Genomic DNA, 17,048 nt, shown 5'->3' on the forward strand with positions numbered 1-17,048 from the left:
CGCAGGCGGTTAAGGCCGCCGGCGACGGGCTGGCACGCAGGCGATTCCCTCGTTCCGGCCCGAAGCATCCGGCACGGCCAACCGCGCCACAACCGCGCTTTCGGGCGCAGCCAAACGGGGTCTATACATGCAGATGAAATTCCTGGTCGCCGCGTCGACCATCGCGATCGGCAGCGTCGCGCTGGCCAGCGCCGCCCACGCCCAGTCGACCGGTTCGGTCGACGTCGAAGAGGCGATCGTCGTGACCGGCACGCGCGCGGATGCCGCCGTCAACGGCTTCAAGGCCCCCGAAACCCCCAAGGCCAAGGCCGTCCTGACCCAGGAACTCGTCGCTCGGCAGAACCCCGGCAAGGCGATCTTCGACACGATCAACATCGTGCCGGGCGTCAATTTCACCAGCACCGACCCCTATGGCGCCGCAGGCGGCAACTTGCGCATTCGCGGCTTCGACGGCGCGCGCATCTCGGCCACGTTCGACGGCGTCCAGGTCAACGATTCGGGCAACTATTCGCTCTACACCAACCAGCAGCTCGACTCCGAACTGATCGAGCAGGTCAACATCAACTTCGGCGCGACCGACGTCGACAGCCCGACCGCGAGTGCTGCGGGCGGCACCGTCAACTACCGCACCCGCCTGCCCAAGGAAGAGCTTGGCGCCGCGATCAACTATTCGCACGGCACCTTCAACTACAACCGCGTGTTCGGCGTGATCGACACCGGCGTGTTCACGCCCTTCGGCACCCGCGCGTTCTTCTCGGCCAGCGACACCAAGTACGACCAGTTCCGCGGCCCAGGCGGCATCCACAAGCAGCAGTACAACGTCCGCGTGTACCAGCCGATCGGCGAAAACGGTGATTTCGTGAGCCTCGCAGGCCACTACAACGAGAACCGCAACAACTTCTATCGCCGCGTCGGCATCAACGACATGCGCACCCTGCTGGGCTCCGCCACGATCCCGGCGTCGGCCAGCATCACTCCCGCTTCCCCGCTCGATCTCGGCAACCTGACCGACGCGCAGCAGGAGACCATCTTCAACTTCAACAACGATGCCACCTGCACGCTGCCCAGCAGCAGCGGTGGTGCGGGCCAACAGTCGGACGCGTCGTCCTGCGCCAACTACTACAATACCTCGATCAACCCTTCGAACACCGGCAACATCCGCTTCAACTCGCGCTTCGCGCTGAGCGAGAAGCTGATCGCGACGCTTGATGCCAGCTATCAGTATGTCCTCGCCAATGGCGGCGGCACCTCGGTCTTCGCGGAATCCGACGCCAACCGCAGCGTCTCGGGCGTCTACAGCCGCCAGGGAACGCGCATCGGCGGTGGCGTCGCGAGCGGCGTCGACATCAATGGCGATGGCGATACGGATGATCTCGTGCGTCTGCTGTTCCCGTCGAACACCCGCACGCACCGTCTCGGCGCCACGCTTTCGCTGCGCTACGAAGCGTCGCCGGAAAATACCTTCCGCGTTGCCTATACCTGGGACCGCGCCAAGCACCGCCAGACCGGCGAAGCGGGTCGGCTCGACCAGCTCGGCAACCCGCTGAACGTCTTCGGCGGCATCGGCGACGATGATTCCGCGGTGAAGGATGCGGCCGGCAACGTCCTCCAGAAGCGCGACCGCCTGTCCTACGCGATCCTGCACCAGGTCGCGGGCGAATACATCGGCAAGTACTTCGACAATACGCTGACCGTGCAGGCCGGCGTGCGCGCGCCGTTCTTCCGCCGCAACCTGACCAACAACTGCTGGACTATCGCCGGTAGCTCGAACGACGCCTACTGCACCTCGGAAAGCGATGCCGTGGTCGAAGCCAAGTACCCGGCCTATGCCGCGCCCTACGCCGCCCGCAAGGTGGCCTACAGCGCAGTCCTGCCCAATGCCGGCTTCGTCTACAAGATCACGCCGCAGGTCAACGTGTTCGGCAACTTCAGCCAGGGCTTCTCGGCCCCGCGTACCGACAACCTCTACGGGTTCGATGGCGTGAAGATCCAGCCGACCTCGCTGGTGAAGCCGGAACGCACCAACAGCTTCGACCTCGGCGCGCGCTATACCAGCCGCGTCGTCCAGGCCCAGGCCAGCGCATGGTACATCGGGTACAAGAACCGCATCATCTCGTCGCAGGTGCTGCTCGAGGACGGCAGCTCGCTCAACCTCGACCGCAACGTCGGTCGCGTGCGCAGCTACGGCTTCGACGCCAGCGTCGCGGTGCGCCCGGTCGACATGTTCTCGCTCTACACCTTCGCGTCCTACACCAACGCGAAGCTGAGGGACGACGTGGTCTCGCCCGCCGGCGCGATCCTCTCGCCGACCAAGGGCAAGTTCGTGGCCGAAACGCCGAAGTGGCAGGTCGGCGGCCGCGCCCAGTTCGACTACGAGCCCGTCTCGATTGGCGCGCAGGTCAAGTACGTGGGCGACCGCTTCCTGACCGACATCAACGACGTGATCGCACCGTCCTACACCACGGTCGATCTCGATGCGCGCGTCAACCTCGGCAAGGTCAACGACAAGGGTTCGATCTACCTGCAGCTCAACGTGATCAACCTGTTCGACAAGTTCTACATCGGCAACCTGTCGACGCAGGCTGCCGCCTCGAACAACCCGCAGGTCGAGTTCGGCTCGCCGCGCACTTTCGTCGGCTCGATCCACTTCGAGTTCTGACCCGGCCGACAAGGCCGACCGGAATGGGCGCGGGGGGAGAGATCCTCCCGCGCCTTTTCATTGCGCTTTACCGGTAGACGCAGGAATCGAGCGCACCGTTCTTCACCACCGTGACGCGGCGGGCGATGGCATTGCCGTGACGGCGCGTGAAGCCTCCGGCCCCCTTGACCTCGCGCTTCTTGGGCAGGGGCAGCACGGCGGCGATCCGCGCCGCCTCGACCGAACTGAGCTTGCGCGCGCTCTTGCCGTAATAGCGCTGCGCGCCAGCCTCCACCCCGTAGGTACCGATCCCGGTTTCGGCGACATTGAGGTAGACTTCCATGATCCGCCGCTTGCCCCAGATCGTCTCGATCAGCACGGTGTACCAGGCCTCAAGCCCCTTGCGCAGATAACCGCCCCCCTGCCACAGGAACACGTTCTTGGCCGTCTGCTGGCTGATCGTGGACCCGCCCCGGATGCGCCCGCCCTGCTGGTTGCGCCGGAACGCCTGCATCATCGCCTCGTGATCGAAGCCGTTGTGCAGGCAGAACTTGCCATCCTCGCCTGAAATCACGGCATCGACCATGTCGCGGTCGATCTCGTCGAGCGGCGTCCAGTCCTTGGTGATCGAATGCTCGTCCAGCAGCATGGTCAGCGTGATCGGCACGGGGACGAACTTGTAGATGATCACCTGCGCGACCGAGATGAACAGGAAAGCGGCAAGGAGCTTGGCCACGAACCATCCGACCCGGCTCGCAAGGCCAGGATGCGTGGACACGGAGCGGCGTTCGTTCTTCAACTCGTCAAGCATTGGCCGCGAATATGCGGAAGTCGGCGGCGCTGCGCAAGGCGGGGAGGCCTCGAACCGCTGGAGAAGCATGCCGCCAAAATGGCGCAAGTTCCTGTGAGCATCGGCGGTGCCGCGCCCCATATTGCCCGCATCGGACAGGAGACACGGCGATGGAATGGCTTGGCACGGCACCCGCATGGATCACGGCGCTGACGGCGGTCTTTGCTTCGCGCGTCGCGCTGCGGCAGCTTGGCATGTCCGCCTCGGCGCAGGAAATGCAGGTGCAGATAGCCCGCGCCAACCTGCTCCTGTCGATCGACCGCGAGTTCGAAAGCGAGGCATCCTACGCCTCGCGCAAGGCCTGCCGCAGCCTCGCCAACGCCGCCGAAGCCTCGGCCCTCGCAACCAACCCGCGCGACCGCGCGCCCGATGCCATCCGCAAGCTGGTTGCCACCGAGTTCTCGCACCAGCTCAACGAGTTGTGGAACGTTGCGCGGGAACTTCAGGAAAAGCCGGAAGGCACTGAAAACGCACCTGCCATTGCCGCATCGGACCGCTACGCCACGCTCATGGCGCTGCCAAACTGGATCGAAACGGTGGGCATGCTGTGCCGCCGCGACCTGTTGCCGAAGGAGGACGTGCTAGACCTCTACGACGAGGCGATTATTCGCACGATGACCAATTTCGAAAGCCACATCGTCACGCGCGGCAGCGAACAACCCTACGACAATCCGCTGTGGCTGGAGAACGCTCGGTGGCTGCTCGAGGAAGCGAAGACCTACAACAAGCAGAAACGGGAGCCCGCCAAGGCTCCCGTTTCAAAAAGCCGTCTCGACTGGCTGTCTGCTGCGAAAGCCGCCAGCTGATCAGGCACGGACGATCAAGCAAGATCCTTGTTCGACATGACTTCACTCGCTGTTCGCGCCGCCGGGGCGGCAAACTGGGTACATTCTAGGACGACGGGGCAAAATAGCAATTCACCTTGCCCCGCTCATCCGATCCACCCGATCCTTATGCCGGCAGGAGCTTGCGCTCCACCGCGATGCGCTGGATCGCCTTCTGCAGCTTCTCGAAGGCGCGCACCTCGATCTGACGCACGCGTTCGCGGCTGACGTTGTAGACCTGGCTCAGTTCCTCGAGCGTCTTGGGATCGTCGATCAGCCTGCGGTCGGTCAGGATGTGGCGCTCGCGCTCGTTGAGGCTTTCCATCGCCTCGACCAGCAGTTCGTGGCGATACTGCGCTTCCTCGGCGTCGGCCACGGTTTCATCCTGGAGCGGACGGTCGTCCGTCAACCAGTCCTGCCACGATCCTTCGCCGTCCTCGCGCATCGAGACGTTGAGCGACGCATCGCCGCCCATCATCATGCGCCGGTTCATGTTGACCACTTCCTGCTCGGGTACGCCGAGGTCGGTCGCGATCTTCCTCACGTCGTCGGGATGAAGGTCGGAATCCTCGAAAGCCTCGAGGTTCTTCTTCATTCGCCGCAGGTTGAAGAACAGCTTCTTCTGCGCGGCGGTGGTGCCCATCTTCACGAGCGACCAGCTGCGCAGGATGAATTCCTGCATCGAGGCCTTGATCCACCACATCGCGTAAGTCGCCAGACGGAAACCCCGGTCCGGCTCGAACTTCTTGACGCCCTGCATCAGGCCGATGTTGCCCTCGCTGATCAGCTCGCTCACCGGCAGGCCATAGCCGCGATAGCCCATGGCGATCTTCGCCACGAGCCGCAGGTGGCTCGTCACCAGTTGTGCGGCGGCCTCGGGGTCCTGATGTTCCTGAAAGCGCTTGGCGAGCATGTATTCCTGCTCTGCCGTCAGCACGGGAAACTTGCGGATTTCCGAGAGATAGCGGTTGAGGCTGGCTTCCCCACCCAGCGCGGGGACGGTCAGCGCGGTCTTTTCCTCACTCACCTGAATATTCCTTTCGTCGCGTCGGTTCCCCTTTGTCGGCCCCCTGATGGGCGACCGGCGGCGGGACCACACATTGCGAAGCCGCCTTTCGGGCGACTCCAGCTTCCTTCTCTACACCATCGCCATGAGCTTTGCATCCTGACCTTCAGCGCACAGTTCGACGATGAGTTCCCGCATGTCGACGGGCGTCGGACTGGCGAAGTGGAGCGGTGCGCCGGTGACGGGGTGGATGAATCCCAGCTCCGCCGCGTGAAGCGCCTGACGGTGAAACCCGAGCCGCTGGAGCAGCGGCCTGAGGCGTGAAGGTGTGCGTCCATAGACCGGATCACCCAATAGCGGATGGCCGATTGACGCAAGGTGAACGCGCACCTGGTGGGTTCGCCCCGTCTCCAGCCGGCACTCGACAAGCGCGGCGCCCTGAAGCGCTGCGAGCGTTCGGAAATGGGTGACCGCATGCTTCCCGCGCCCGTCATCGACCAGCGCCATCTTCTTGCGATCATGGCTCGATCGCGCGATCGCCCCGCGCACCGTGCCAGAAGGCGGCATCGGCACGCCTGCGGTCACGCACTTGTACGCACGCGTGATCGAATGATCGGCGAACTGCCGTGCCAGTCCCTCGTGGGCGGCGTCGGTCTTCGCCACGACCAGCAAGCCCGAAGTATCCTTGTCGATGCGATGGACGATCCCCGGCCGGGCCACCCCGCCAATGCCGGAAAGCTGCCCACGGCAGTGATGCAGCAGGGCGTTGACCAGCGTCCCGTCGGGGTTGCCCGCAGCCGGATGGACCACAAGTCCCGCAGGCTTGTCGACCACGATCAGGGCGTCGTCCTCGTGGACGACCACCAGCGGGATTGCCTGCGCGATGGCTTCGGCGGGGGCCGCCTCGGGTACGTGGATTTCGAACGGTGTGCCCTCGGCGGGCTTGAGCGAGGCCTGCGAGACTACCGCCCCACCCAGCCGGACACGCCCTTCACCAAGCAGAGCCTTGACCCGCTCGCGCGAGAGGCCGCTGGCGTCGGCCAGGGCCTTGTCGAGTCTCTGGCCACCTGCGGGGACCTGTCCGGAAATGATGCTGTCGGTGCCCCCCATTCCCGGCCATATGGGTAGCACGGCGACCTCCGGCAAGGGCTGCTCAGAAGCTCAACCGCGCGCGCATGATCGCCACGACCGCATCTTGTCGCGCGCGGTCTCCTCCCGGATGGCGGACCCACTGGATGTCGGGCTGAAGCACCAGCGGGCCGAAGACGCGGTCCGCATAGGTCAGTTCCACCACCGTCTCGTTGGCCGGCGTACCGCCCTCGGCGCGCACCGCCTCGCGAAAATGGTCGCTGGTCCAGGCATGGTGCAGCCCGAGTGAAACCTGGCTGTCCTCGCGCCCGGCGATTGCCGGAGCAAGCAGGAAACCGGCCTGCAAGCCGCCGCGATATGGCGTGGTGTGCGGATCAGAGAGGCCGAGGCGCAGGAACGCGGACAACTGCCTTGCATCATCTGCAAGAAGGTCCACCTCGACCACGCCATAGGCGCCCTGAGCCGGCTTGTGCAGCGGCGCACCGTCGGCCCCGGTCTCGGCGAGATCCTCGGGGGAGCGGGAATAGCGCCATGCCCCCAACGTGCCGCGCACGCGTCCGCCCGCACGGCCAACCTCGCCGATCAACAGCACCCCGTCGCGAAAGCTGAAGTCGATGCCGCCGTTGTCGCCCAGCGTGCTGGCCCGCGCATTGACGACACCGAACCGCGCGAAGACGGACCCGAGCGGAACGTGAACGCGCATGGCCAGAGCGCTCGACGGGAAGATCGAAGGCCCGTTCGGCCCCGTCGCCGCCAGTTCAGATCCGATGCCGAAAGGTGGCGCGATCAACAGGCCCGCCCCGTCGTTGGCATAGAACTCGCTGTTCACGTCGTAGAGGCCGAACCGCATCGTTGCGCCCCGGCCAAGATCCTGTTCCACCCAGGCCTCGAACAGGCGCAATCCCGCATCTGGCACCTCGATGTTGTCGACCCCCTGCAAGGTGCCCGTCGCATCGTTGGGACGGCCGCCGCGATTGTCGAGTACGTCGACATGCATCGTCGCGCCCCGCCATCCGGCAAGCCGGGCAAGGTCGAGATCGGCGACGAGATTGACGTTGGTAAGCACCCTCGGCCTTTCGTCGCTCGCCCCCGAAACGGTCCCGGCAAGGTCGACCGTGATTTCGGCGCCGAACGTGATCGGTCCCTCCTCCTCGGCGAAGGCCGGGGCGGCCGGAAGCGCAAGCGCAAGCGCGAGTGCGAGTGCCGCAAGGCCGATATGCGATGTCCGACGCCCGATCATGCGGCAAGCGCCTGGATTTGTGCAGGGCGCCGGGCCTCACCGATCTCGAAACGCTGCAACTGCCGCAGCACGTCCTCGATCGCAGAGACGACGGCATGGCTCGCATTGCCGACCTGTTCCGCGACCGCGCTGTTGCTCTGGGTTATCTGTTCCATCTGGCGCGACGTCTCGTCGATGGAGCGCAGCGAAACGTCCTGGTCGCTGGCGCCCGCCTCCACGACCTCCATCACGCGGTTGATCTCGTCCATCTGCGCGCTGATCGCGCGCAAGCTGCTGCCGGCATCGCGCACCAGCCGAACACCGTCACCGATCTCGGACGAGGAGTTGGCGATAAGTTGCTTGATCTCCCGCGCCGCGTCGGCGCTGCGCTGGGCAAGCGCGCGAACCTCGCTGGCGACAACGGCAAAGCCCTTGCCCGATTCACCCGCGCGCGCGGCCTCCACCCCGGCGTTCAGGGCGAGCAGGTTGGTCTGGAAGGCGATGCCGTCGATGACGCCCACGATCGTGCCGATTTCCTGTGAGGCGATCTCTATCCGATCCATTGCCTGCTCCGCGTCGTCGATGACGCCGCCGCCCCGGCTGACCTCGCTGCCGACGTGGCCGACGGCTGCCCGTGCGGCCGTGACGGCCTCGGACGATCCAGCGACGCGCTGGGCAAGGCTGGCGATGGCGGCCGCGGTTTCCTGCAGGCTGGCGGCCTGGTTGGCGTTGCGGTTGGACAGGTCCCCCGCCGCACCGCCGATATCGCGCGCGACCGCATCGAGCGTCGCGGTAGCCGTCTGCACCGCGCACAGGGCGGAAGCCATCTCGTCCATGGCGCGGTTGAAATCGTCGCGCAGCTTCTGGAACGGACCGGCGAGCGTCTCGCGAATTCGATATCCGACGTTGCCGGAAGCAAGCTGGCTCAGCCCAGCCCCGATCGAAGCCACGATCGCTTCCGCCTGCCCGGCGGTCTCGGCCCGCGCCTGGGCGAGGTTGTCGCGCAGGGCCACGACCGAGCGCGCAAGGTCGCCAATCTCGTCGGCCCGTCGGGCCCCGTCCATTTCCACGTCGAGCCGCCCGTCGGACATGGCCCGGACCCTTCCGGCAATGGCGATGACCGGGTCGACGAGATCGCGGCGGGCAAACCGGACCACCGCGGCGAGAATGCCAAGCAGTACGAACAGGCTGCCGATGCCAAGCACGCGCGCCTGAGCGGCGGCAGAGCTTGCCTCTGCGACCGTCTCGCTCGAATGCGCCTCGACCGCGTCGGAGATCTTCGACATATCCGCTTCAAGTTGCGTGAACAGATGCTGGAACCTCTGCAGTTCGGCATCGCCCGGCACAGCGCCGCGTTCTGCGGCAGCCGAAACTTCGCGGCCGATCGCCACATAGGCCCTGAACGCAGGGTCGGCTGCCGCGCGCGCGGCGCTCACTTCCGGCGCATCCTCGACCTTGGCGGTCGGTTCCATGTTCTTCTCGAACTCGACCAGCCTGTCGGCCAGTTCGCGACCCGCCGCAAGCCCGTCGATGGCCGCCGTCTGCCTGGATGCGACGATGCTAACCACTTCGCTCCGGATTGCGTCGTGCCCCATGTCGGCCTCCATGTGCGCACGCAGCAGGGCGGTCGCGGCATTGAGCTTCTCCATAGCCGCCTCCAGCCGCACGGTCCCGGCCAGGCCGAGGCCCGTGGACGCCATGGCGCCGAGGCCAAGGATCAGGCATCCGGCCATGACTTTCCTGGTGATCGACTGCCCTTGCAGCATCGGCTGCCTCCGCTCCGGGTATGATCTTCCGGCATGCAAGTGCCGCATTTTTCGCATCCCCTGTGCCCTGGCATCGGTGAAATTGGCGCAAGGACGGCCTTAGGTAATGCCACTTGGGGGACTGGATCGGCTTTATCCATGCGCGCCGCCTTGCCTCCGCGCCGTGGGGAGGCCAGATATGCGAGATGACGATCGTTCTTGGTCCCGGTGTCCGCGAGGCGATGCTGGCCGCAGCGGCCGGTGCCGGTCGGCACGAAGCCTGCGGATTGCTGCTGGGGCACGGCACCTGCGTCGAAACCGCAGTGGCGACGGCAAACGTGGCACAGGACCCCGCGCGCCACTTCGAGATAGACCCTGCGGCGCTCATCGGCGCGCACCGTCTGGCCCGGTCGGGAGCCGGCCCCCAGGTCCTCGGCTACTTCCACTCGCACCCGAACGGCATTGCGGCGCCTTCGGCTACCGATGCCGCATCGGCCGCGCACGACGGCAGGGTCTGGGCGATTGTTGCCGGCGATGCGATTACGTGTTGGCACGACGGGTCGGACGGCTTCGAACCGCTTTCCTACCGCGTGTGCCAAGGCTAAGGCTGGGTGCAAGCGATGAGAACGAACCGCCTCCCCCCTTTTCGGAAAGCCGCCTCTCCGCAGGGGTTTGCCGACCTTCGGGCGGGGCGCGGCATGGTTCTCTGGACAGTGTAAACTGTGTAAACCCTGTTAAGTAAAAAGGTTCGAAACCTGAACATGACCGTCTCCGCACTCGACCTTGCCAGCCTGCTCTGCTCGCGCCTCTGCCACGATATGCTCAGCCCCGTCGGCGCACTGTCCAATGGTCTGGAACTTCTTGCCGACGAGAAGGACCCCGAGATGCGCCAGCGCTGCTTCGAGCTTCTCGAACAGAGCGCGAAGGCATCGGCCGACAAGCTCAAGTTCTTCCGCCTCGCCTTCGGCGCCGCCGGCGGGTTTGGCGAACAGGTGCCGGTCAACGAAGCGCGCCCGCTGGTCGACGCGCTCGTCGGCGCGAACGGGCGGGTTGCCGTGAACTGGATGTTCGGCGTGGACAGCCTGCCCAAGCCTGCGGTCAAGACGCTGCTCAACCTTGCGCTGATCGGGCTCGACGCGCTGGTGCGCGGCGGAACGCTGGACGTCGGCGCCGAAGTCCGTGACGGGGTAACGGAGATCGTCGTGCGCGCTGCCGGCCAGCGCATCGCCTTCGACCCGGCCATCGGGCAGGCCCTGGAAGGCGCCCTTCCGACAAGCGAACTGTCGAGCCGGACCGCCCCTGCGGCGATGGTCCACCAACTCGCCGCTGCGGTCGGCGGCGGCGTACAGGTCCACATCGCGCCCGACAGCCTCGTCCTCGGCGCGGTCCTTCCCTCGGCCTGACGGAACGGGGGGCACCATGCGCCGCTGGCTCGTCCACCGCGAGATACCCTCTCCGAACTGGAACGAGCGCAAGCTGCCGGTCAGCATGGTCGTCCTCCACTATACCGGCATGGAGACCGCCGATGCCGCACTGGAACGCCTGTGCGATCCGGCGGCGGAAGTGTCGGCGCACTACATGATCGACGAGGACGGGACCGTCACCCAGCTCGTCGACGAGGAAAAGCGCGCCTGGCACGCCGGGCGCTCTTCCTGGCGCGGGATCACCGACGTCAATTCGGCCAGCATCGGGATCGAGCTGGTCAACCCCGGCCACGAGTTCGGCTACCGCCCCTTCCCGGATGCGCAGATCGAGGCGCTGCTGCCACTGCTGGCGGACATCGTGAAGCGCCATGACATCCCGCGCGCCAACGTCGTCGGCCATTCGGATGTCGCTCCGGCGCGCAAGGACGATCCGGGCGAGCTGTTCCCCTGGGAACTCCTCGCCCGCCACCGCCTTTGCCTGCCGACGCCGAAGCTGTCCATGCGGCTTCTCTACGACAACGAGGGCGCCTTTTTCCTCGCCCTCGAACGCTTTGGCTACGACATTACCGATCCGCCGGCCGCTGTGCGCGCGTTCCAGCGGCGCTGGCGACCGCAGCGGATCGACGGGCAGGTCGACGGGCAGATCGGCGCGCTGCTCTTCGAACTCCTGTTGGAACGCGATCTCGGGCATGCTAGGTGACCCGTCGCCAGGGGGCCGGGCAGCCGCGTCATCTCACGATGCCGAGGAAAGTCCGGGCTCCACGAAACAAGGGTGGCGGGTAACGCCCGCCGGGTCGGGCAACCGATCAAGGGAAAGTGCCACAGAGAGCAGACCGCCGCTCCGGTCTTCGGACCCAGGCGGCAAGGGTGAAAGGGTGCGGCAAGAGCGCACCGCGCGACCGGCAACGGAAGCGGCACGGCAAACCCCACCCGGAGCAAGATCGAATAGGGACTGCGCGCCCAGCAATGGGCAGGCCGGTTTCGGGCCAGCAGTCCGGGTTGATTGCTTGAGCGTTCCGGCAACGGTCCGCCTAGAGGAATGGCTGCCAGCGGCGATACGGTCCACTCGTGGGATACCGTCGGCGCTACAGAACCCGGCTTACAGGCCCCCTGGCACTTCGCTTGTTTCCTGCCCGCCTGCGACGCGTTAGGAATGGCCCATGTCCGGCGGCCATCATCATCATCACCATAACCACGACCACGACCATCATCACGGGCACGGGCATGGGCATGGGCACGCCCCAGCCAACTTCGGCCGCGCCTTCGCCATCGGCATTGCGCTGAACCTGGCCTTCGTGATCGTCGAGGCGGCCTACGGCATCGTCGCCGGCTCGATGGCGCTGGTCGCCGATGCGGGGCACAATCTGTCCGACGTGCTCGGCCTGGTCATTGCCTGGGGCGCGAGCTTGCTGGCAGCGCGGCCGCCTTCGGCGCGCTTCACCTATGGCTTCAAGTCCAGCTCGATCCTTGCCGCGCTCGCCAACGCCGCGTTCCTGCTGGTCGCGCTGGGCGCGATCCTGCTCGAGACGATCCGCCGCCTGGTCGATCCGCAACCGGTCGACGGCGCGCCGGTGATGATCGTGGCGGGCATCGGCATCGCCATAAACACGGCCACGGCGCTGATGTTCATGCGCGGACGCAAGCACGACATCAACATCCGCGGCGCCTATCTGCACATGGCGGCGGACGCGGCAGTATCGGCAGGCGTGGTCCTGGCGGGCCTCGCCATCAGCCTGACCGGCTGGCAATGGATCGACCCCGCCACCAGCCTGGCCATCGTCGGCGTGATCGCCATCGGCACCTGGGGCCTGCTGAAGGACTCCCTGAAGATGAGCCTGCACGCGGTGCCGCCCGGCATCGACGAGGGCAAGGTCCGGACGTTCCTGACAGGCCAACCCGGAGTCGAGGCGGTGCACGACCTGCACATCTGGCCGATGAGCACGACCGAGACCGCGCTGACCGCGCACCTCGTCATGCCCAGCGGCTACCCGGGTGACACCTTCCTCCACCACCTGGCGCAGGAACTGCACGACAGGTTCCGCATCGGCCACCCGACCATCCAGGTCGAGACGCTGGACGGGGCGGAATGCATCCTGGCGAGCGACCAGACCGTCTGAGGGGGCCCACCTGACCTTGTGGACATGAGTCCAAAGGACACCTCGCGCGGGCTGTGGAGCGCGATCATATTGCCTGCCGGAGACGTTCCAACCGGGCCGGAAACTACCCCTCTTTCCCGGTTCCTCCCTGACGTGTCGGCTACTCGTTCCCTTCGGCCGGCGTCAAATCTTCTACGGCGCGCTGCCTCGCGCAGCGCGCCCTTTTTTCATTTATCCTTCATAATCATATACCTGCACCATCGGTCATGTGGTTTTGCAGGGCAATGACGCCACCTTGGCGGGCGGAAGGGGCCGGCCGGGCGTCCGCAGGAAGGACACCGGTCGCGTGCAAGATTCCAACGAGGAGTTTCCAATGAGCGTCAAGTTCCTGATCGCCGCCCTGGCATCCACCGCAGCCACGGCCGCGCCCGTGTTCATCACCCCGGCCTATGCCAACCACCATGAAGAGACCCAGACGGTCGGCGGCGCAGCGATGTACCCGTCCAGAACGATTGTCGAGAACGCCGTGAATTCAGCCGACCACACGACCCTGGTGGCAGCCGTCAAGGCTGCGGGGCTGGTCGACACGTTGAACTCCGCCGGTCCGTTCACCGTGTTCGCGCCAACCAACGCGGCATTCGCCAAGCTTCCCGCAGGCACCGTGGACACGCTGCTGAAGCCCGAGAACAAGGCGACGCTTGCCAAGGTCCTGACCTACCATGTCGTGGCGGGCAAGGTAACCGCAGCCGATCTGGTCGCCCGGATCAAGGCCGATGGCGGCAAGGCCGTACTGACCACGGTATCGGGCGGCAAGCTTGTCGCCTCGCTCATGGGGGACACGGTGATGCTGACCGACGAGAAGGGCGGAATGGCCCACGTGACGCAGGCTGACGTGATGCAGAAGAACGGCGTGATCCACGTGACCGACGCGGTTTCGCTGCCGAACTGATCCCGGGAAAGGCCCTCCCCTTCCTCCGTGCGGGAGGGGAGATGGGCCTGGCGATGAACTGCGTCCTTGCGAGGAGGAAAAGCCGGCGAAGCGATCCAGCATCCATGCAAGCCGCTCTGGGTTGCTTCGCTCCGCTCGCAATGACGAAGTAGATTTTGCACGGGATGGGCAACGAAAAAGGGCGGGCGCCTTTCGGCACCCGCCCTTTTCATGTTCCGATGAAGCGAGCGTTCAGGCCGCTTCTTCCTTGCCCTTGAGGACACGGACGGGTTCCTTGCGACCTTCGACGACATCCTTGTCGACGACGATTTCGGCAATGTCGCTTTCGGTCGGCACGTCGAACATGGTGTCGAGCAGAAGGCCTTCGACGATCGAACGCAGACCGCGCGCGCCGGTCTTGCGTTCAATGGCCTTCTTGGCGATCGCCTCGAGAGCGTCGTCGGTGAAGGTCAGGGTGACGTCTTCAAGCTCGAAGAGCTTGGCGTACTGCTTTACCAGTGCGTTCTTGGGCTCCTTGAGGATCTTGACCAGCGCCTCGATGTCGAGGTCGTTGAGCGTCGCGATCACCGGGAGACGGCCGACGAATTCCGGGATCAGGCCGAACTTGAGGAGATCCTCGGGCTCTGCCTTCTGGAGCAGTTCGCCGACCTTGCGCTTGTCGGGATCGGCAACATGCGCGCCAAAACCGATCGAACGCTTCTGCAGGCGGTCGGCGATGATCTTTTCGAGGCCCGCGAAGGCGCCGCCACAGATGAACAGGATGTTCGTGGTGTCGACCTGGAGGAATTCCTGCTGCGGATGCTTGCGCCCGCCCTGCGGCGGAACCGAGGCGGTCGTCCCTTCCATCAGCTTGAGCAGGGCCTGCTGCACGCCTTCGCCCGACACGTCGCGCGTGATCGACGGATTTTCCGCCTTGCGGCTGATCTTGTCGATCTCGTCGATGTAGACGATGCCGTGCTGGGCCTTCTCGACGTTGTAGTCCGAGGCCTGGAGCAGCTTGAGAATGATGTTCTCGACGTCCTCGCCCACGTAGCCGGCTTCGGTCAGCGTCGTCGCATCCGCCATCGTGAACGGCACGTCGAAGGTCTTGGCCAGCGTCTGCGCAAGCAGGGTCTTGCCCGAGCCGGTCGGACCGACGAGCAGGATGTTCGACTTCGACAGTTCGACGTCGCCGCCCTTGCCGCTGTGCTTGAGGCGCTTGTAGTGGTTGTGGACTGCAACCGAGAGCACGCGCTTGGCGCGGTCCTGGCCGATCACATAATCGTTCAGAGTCTCGAAGATGTCGCGCGGCGTGGGTACGCCACCGTCCTTCTTCCCGGCGATGCCGGCCTTGGTCTCTTCACGGATGATGTCGTTGCACAGTTCGACGCATTCATCGCAGATGAACACGGTCGGCCCGGCGATCAGCTTGCGCACCTCGTGCTGCGATTTCCCGCAGAAGCTGCAGTAGAGGGTGCTCTTGGTATCCGATCCGGAAAGCTTGGTCATTCTTCCATCCCAGGCGCCTCTCCACGAGAGGCGGGCCCGATCATCCTACTACCGCAAGGGCATTAATCAACCGGACTCGAAAACAGGTAACAGGTCCTTACCCCCGCCAGCCTTTCGCCAGGCTTAAGACGGCGGGGGAGTCCCCGATCAGGCCGGCGCGCCGCCCGAACCTTCGCCCTCGCCGACCGAATCGGTCGCGGGGCGCGATTCGAACACCTTGTCGACCAGGCCGAACTTCATCGCTTCCTCGGCTTCGAGGAAGGTGTCGCGGTCCATCGCCTTCTCGATCTCGTCGAGCGAGCGGCCGGTGAACTTGACGTAGAGGTCGTTCATCCGCTTGCGGATGCGCAGGATCTCGCGCGCCTGGATCTCGATGTCGGACGCCATGCCGCGGGCACCGCCCGAAGGCTGGTGGATCATGATGCGCGCGTTGGGCAGGGCGATGCGCATGCCCGGCTCACCGGCGGCGAGCAGGAACGAGCCCATCGAGGCTGCCTGGCCGATGCACACGGTCGACACGCGGGGGCGAATGTACTGCATGGTGTCGTAGATCGCGAGACCTGCCGTCACCACGCCGCCCGGCGAGTTGATGTACATCGAGATGTCCTTCGAGGGATTTTCCGACTCGAGGAACAGGAGCTGCGCGATGATCACCGAGGCCATGTGGTCCTCGACTTCGCCAGTCACGAAAATGATGCGTTCGCGCAGGAGGCGCGAATAGATGTCGAAGCTGCGTTCGCCGCGGCTCGACTGTTCGACCACGACCGGGATCAGCGCGCCGGTGACGGGATCGGTGGTGAACTTCCCCTGATTGCCAAAAGTGGGGGCGCTGGATGCGCCGAACAGGTCGAGCATGGGAATCCTCATATGGCTTAGGCGGCCTATGTCGCGTGCCATGGCGGGATGTTCAAGTGCGTTAACCGCAAATCCGGGCAAACCCGTGGGTAATAGGTGGTATTCTCCGCCCGGCGATGCCGCGTCGAGGTGTCATCGGTCAGGGCGGGAACCCGGCAGACGCCGCAACCAGCCGGGCAAGCTCGTCGAAGGCCAGGACGGGGGTCACCGCAAGCCCGTAGCGAGGATGATCGCGCCACCGGACTCGCGCCTCGAGATGCGGGAAAGGCGCGGCATCGACGGTGACCGGCTGAGCCAGCGAAAGCCATGCATTGCAGGTGATGCACGCACCGCCCTGCGATATGTCGTTCAGGACCACCGGATCCGCCGAGCCTCCCGCCCGCAGGTAGCCTTCGCGATGGACGTTGACGCGCAGGTGCCGTCGCATTGGCCCGACGCGGACGACATCGGCAGGGACACCGCGTTCGTTCAGAGCCCGCAGAAAGGCCTCGTAGTCGATCGGCTCGACGAAGAACACGCCAGCGTTATCGCCATTGTGCCAGACAAGCTGGAGCGGGTGGCATTCGCCGTTCGCCAATTCGATCGCCAGGCGCCGATGTTCGGGCAATCCGTGATAAAGCCGGAGCCTGAGGCCATAGGGCGATGCGTCACGCACGACAGCAAGGCATTCCCGGTCGTCGACGCGCAGCTTCACTCCGCGGAACAACCGATCGAGCCGCGATGCGCGGCGGCGCTCCAGTTCCGTCACCCATGCTTCGGGCTCCGTCCCGCCTTCGCCCGGGACCCCGCCCATGTCGCAATCCATGCACCGTCTCCTTGAAAACGGCCTCCGACTTGTCCCCCTGCAAAGTCCCGCATGCGCGGT

General features: G+C 65.4%; 15 protein-coding genes and 1 other RNA gene. 8 read left to right on the forward strand and 8 right to left on the reverse strand.

Features of this window, described 5'->3' with window-relative positions; translation table 11 throughout:
- Positions 1-127: 127 nt before the first annotated feature.
- Positions 128-2,659, forward strand: coding sequence for a TonB-dependent receptor (locus tag SARO_RS15435; RefSeq protein WP_234007371.1), 2,532 nt, complete (start codon positions 128-130; stop codon positions 2,657-2,659).
- A 67-nt stretch (positions 2,660-2,726) separates the two neighbouring features.
- Here SARO_RS15435 and mtgA read toward each other — a convergent pair whose 3' ends face one another.
- Positions 2,727-3,449 carry a monofunctional biosynthetic peptidoglycan transglycosylase gene (gene mtgA, locus SARO_RS15440; RefSeq protein ID WP_011446682.1) on the reverse strand — a complete coding sequence of 241 codons (723 nt, stop codon included), beginning with the start codon at positions 3,447-3,449 and terminating at the stop codon, positions 2,727-2,729.
- Positions 3,450-3,598: 149 nt separating this feature from the next.
- Here mtgA and SARO_RS15445 point away from each other — a divergent pair, with 149 nt between their 5' ends.
- A complete protein-coding gene (locus SARO_RS15445) occupies positions 3,599-4,294 on the forward strand; it encodes a hypothetical protein (protein WP_011446683.1) in 696 nt (231 codons plus the stop codon).
- 145 nt (positions 4,295-4,439) lie between these two features.
- Here SARO_RS15445 and rpoH read toward each other — a convergent pair whose 3' ends face one another.
- The 4 genes from rpoH to SARO_RS15465 form a co-directional block, all read right to left on the reverse strand.
- Positions 4,440-5,339 (reverse strand): RNA polymerase sigma factor RpoH, encoded by a 900-nt coding sequence (gene rpoH, locus SARO_RS15450; protein ID WP_011446684.1) that lies wholly within the window; start codon positions 5,337-5,339, stop codon positions 4,440-4,442.
- Between the two features lie 111 nt (positions 5,340-5,450).
- Entirely contained in the window at positions 5,451-6,428 is a 978-nt protein-coding gene (locus SARO_RS15455; RefSeq protein WP_041550497.1) for an RluA family pseudouridine synthase, read from the reverse strand.
- Positions 6,429-6,471: 43 nt separating this feature from the next.
- Entirely contained in the window at positions 6,472-7,647 is a 1,176-nt protein-coding gene (locus SARO_RS15460) for a carbohydrate porin (protein WP_011446686.1), read from the reverse strand.
- Complete coding sequence (locus SARO_RS15465; RefSeq protein ID WP_041550499.1) at positions 7,644-9,392, reverse strand: methyl-accepting chemotaxis protein; 1,749 nt, start codon at positions 9,390-9,392, stop codon at positions 7,644-7,646. Before SARO_RS15465 ends, SARO_RS15460 begins: the two co-directional genes overlap by 4 nt.
- Before the next feature lie 185 nt (positions 9,393-9,577).
- Here SARO_RS15465 and SARO_RS15470 point away from each other — a divergent pair, with 185 nt between their 5' ends.
- The 6 genes from SARO_RS15470 to SARO_RS15490 all read left to right on the forward strand — a co-directional run bounded on the left by SARO_RS15470 (position 9,578) and on the right by SARO_RS15490 (position 13,840).
- Positions 9,578-9,976, forward strand: coding sequence for a M67 family metallopeptidase (locus tag SARO_RS15470; RefSeq protein ID WP_041550501.1), 399 nt, complete (start codon positions 9,578-9,580; stop codon positions 9,974-9,976).
- 156 nt (positions 9,977-10,132) lie between these two features.
- The gene (locus SARO_RS15475) at positions 10,133-10,774 is read left to right on the forward strand and encodes a histidine phosphotransferase family protein (protein ID WP_011446689.1); all 642 of its coding nucleotides are present in this window, start codon (positions 10,133-10,135) and stop codon (positions 10,772-10,774) included.
- Positions 10,775-10,790: 16 nt separating this feature from the next.
- The gene (locus tag SARO_RS15480; RefSeq protein WP_011446690.1) at positions 10,791-11,495 is read left to right on the forward strand and encodes an N-acetylmuramoyl-L-alanine amidase; all 705 of its coding nucleotides are present in this window, start codon (positions 10,791-10,793) and stop codon (positions 11,493-11,495) included.
- 7 nt (positions 11,496-11,502) lie between these two features.
- Positions 11,503-11,913, forward strand: an RNA gene (gene rnpB / locus SARO_RS20375) — RNase P RNA component class A.
- Positions 11,914-11,955: 42 nt separating this feature from the next.
- Positions 11,956-12,912: a cation diffusion facilitator family transporter gene (locus SARO_RS15485; RefSeq protein WP_011446691.1), complete on the forward strand. Its 957-nt coding sequence runs from the start codon at positions 11,956-11,958 to the stop codon at positions 12,910-12,912.
- Positions 12,913-13,264: 352 nt separating this feature from the next.
- Complete coding sequence (locus SARO_RS15490) at positions 13,265-13,840, forward strand: fasciclin domain-containing protein (RefSeq protein ID WP_011446692.1); 576 nt, start codon at positions 13,265-13,267, stop codon at positions 13,838-13,840.
- Between the two features lie 231 nt (positions 13,841-14,071).
- On the opposite strand, the gene clpX is transcribed toward SARO_RS15490, so the two are convergent.
- From clpX to SARO_RS15505, 3 genes are all read right to left on the reverse strand, one after another.
- A complete protein-coding gene (gene clpX, locus SARO_RS15495) occupies positions 14,072-15,328 on the reverse strand; it encodes an ATP-dependent Clp protease ATP-binding subunit ClpX (RefSeq protein ID WP_011446693.1) in 1,257 nt (418 codons plus the stop codon).
- Positions 15,329-15,475: 147 nt separating this feature from the next.
- The gene (gene clpP / locus SARO_RS15500) at positions 15,476-16,183 is read right to left on the reverse strand and encodes an ATP-dependent Clp endopeptidase proteolytic subunit ClpP (protein ID WP_011446694.1); all 708 of its coding nucleotides are present in this window, start codon (positions 16,181-16,183) and stop codon (positions 15,476-15,478) included.
- Positions 16,184-16,322: 139 nt separating this feature from the next.
- Complete coding sequence (locus SARO_RS15505; RefSeq protein WP_011446695.1) at positions 16,323-16,988, reverse strand: PilZ domain-containing protein; 666 nt, start codon at positions 16,986-16,988, stop codon at positions 16,323-16,325.
- Positions 16,989-17,048: the final 60 nt, after the last annotated feature.

Origin of the sequence: Novosphingobium aromaticivorans DSM 12444, from assembly GCF_000013325.1 — a bacterium.
Classification (GTDB): Bacteria; Pseudomonadota; Alphaproteobacteria; order Sphingomonadales; family Sphingomonadaceae; genus Novosphingobium; species Novosphingobium aromaticivorans.

Coding starts and splice junctions, on each gene's coding strand:
- SARO_RS15475 (WP_011446689.1), top strand. CDS start 10,133: ATGACCGTCTCCGCACTCGACCTTGCCAGCCTGCTCTGCTCGCGCCTC.
- clpX (WP_011446693.1), bottom strand. CDS start 15,328: ATGACCAAGCTTTCCGGATCGGATACCAAGAGCACCCTCTACTGCAGC.
- clpP (WP_011446694.1), bottom strand. CDS start 16,183: ATGCTCGACCTGTTCGGCGCATCCAGCGCCCCCACTTTTGGCAATCAG.
- SARO_RS15465 (WP_041550499.1), bottom strand. CDS start 9,392: ATGCTGCAAGGGCAGTCGATCACCAGGAAAGTCATGGCCGGATGCCTG.
- SARO_RS15490 (WP_011446692.1), top strand. CDS start 13,265: ATGAGCGTCAAGTTCCTGATCGCCGCCCTGGCATCCACCGCAGCCACG.
- SARO_RS15470 (WP_041550501.1), top strand. CDS start 9,578: ATGACGATCGTTCTTGGTCCCGGTGTCCGCGAGGCGATGCTGGCCGCA.
- SARO_RS15485 (WP_011446691.1), top strand. CDS start 11,956: ATGTCCGGCGGCCATCATCATCATCACCATAACCACGACCACGACCAT.
- SARO_RS15435 (WP_234007371.1), top strand. CDS start 128: ATGCAGATGAAATTCCTGGTCGCCGCGTCGACCATCGCGATCGGCAGC.
- SARO_RS15445 (WP_011446683.1), top strand. CDS start 3,599: ATGGAATGGCTTGGCACGGCACCCGCATGGATCACGGCGCTGACGGCG.
- mtgA (WP_011446682.1), bottom strand. CDS start 3,449: ATGCTTGACGAGTTGAAGAACGAACGCCGCTCCGTGTCCACGCATCCT.
- SARO_RS15460 (WP_011446686.1), bottom strand. CDS start 7,647: ATGATCGGGCGTCGGACATCGCATATCGGCCTTGCGGCACTCGCACTC.
- SARO_RS15505 (WP_011446695.1), bottom strand. CDS start 16,988: ATGGATTGCGACATGGGCGGGGTCCCGGGCGAAGGCGGGACGGAGCCC.
- SARO_RS15455 (WP_041550497.1), bottom strand. CDS start 6,428: ATGGGGGGCACCGACAGCATCATTTCCGGACAGGTCCCCGCAGGTGGC.
- SARO_RS15480 (WP_011446690.1), top strand. CDS start 10,791: ATGCGCCGCTGGCTCGTCCACCGCGAGATACCCTCTCCGAACTGGAAC.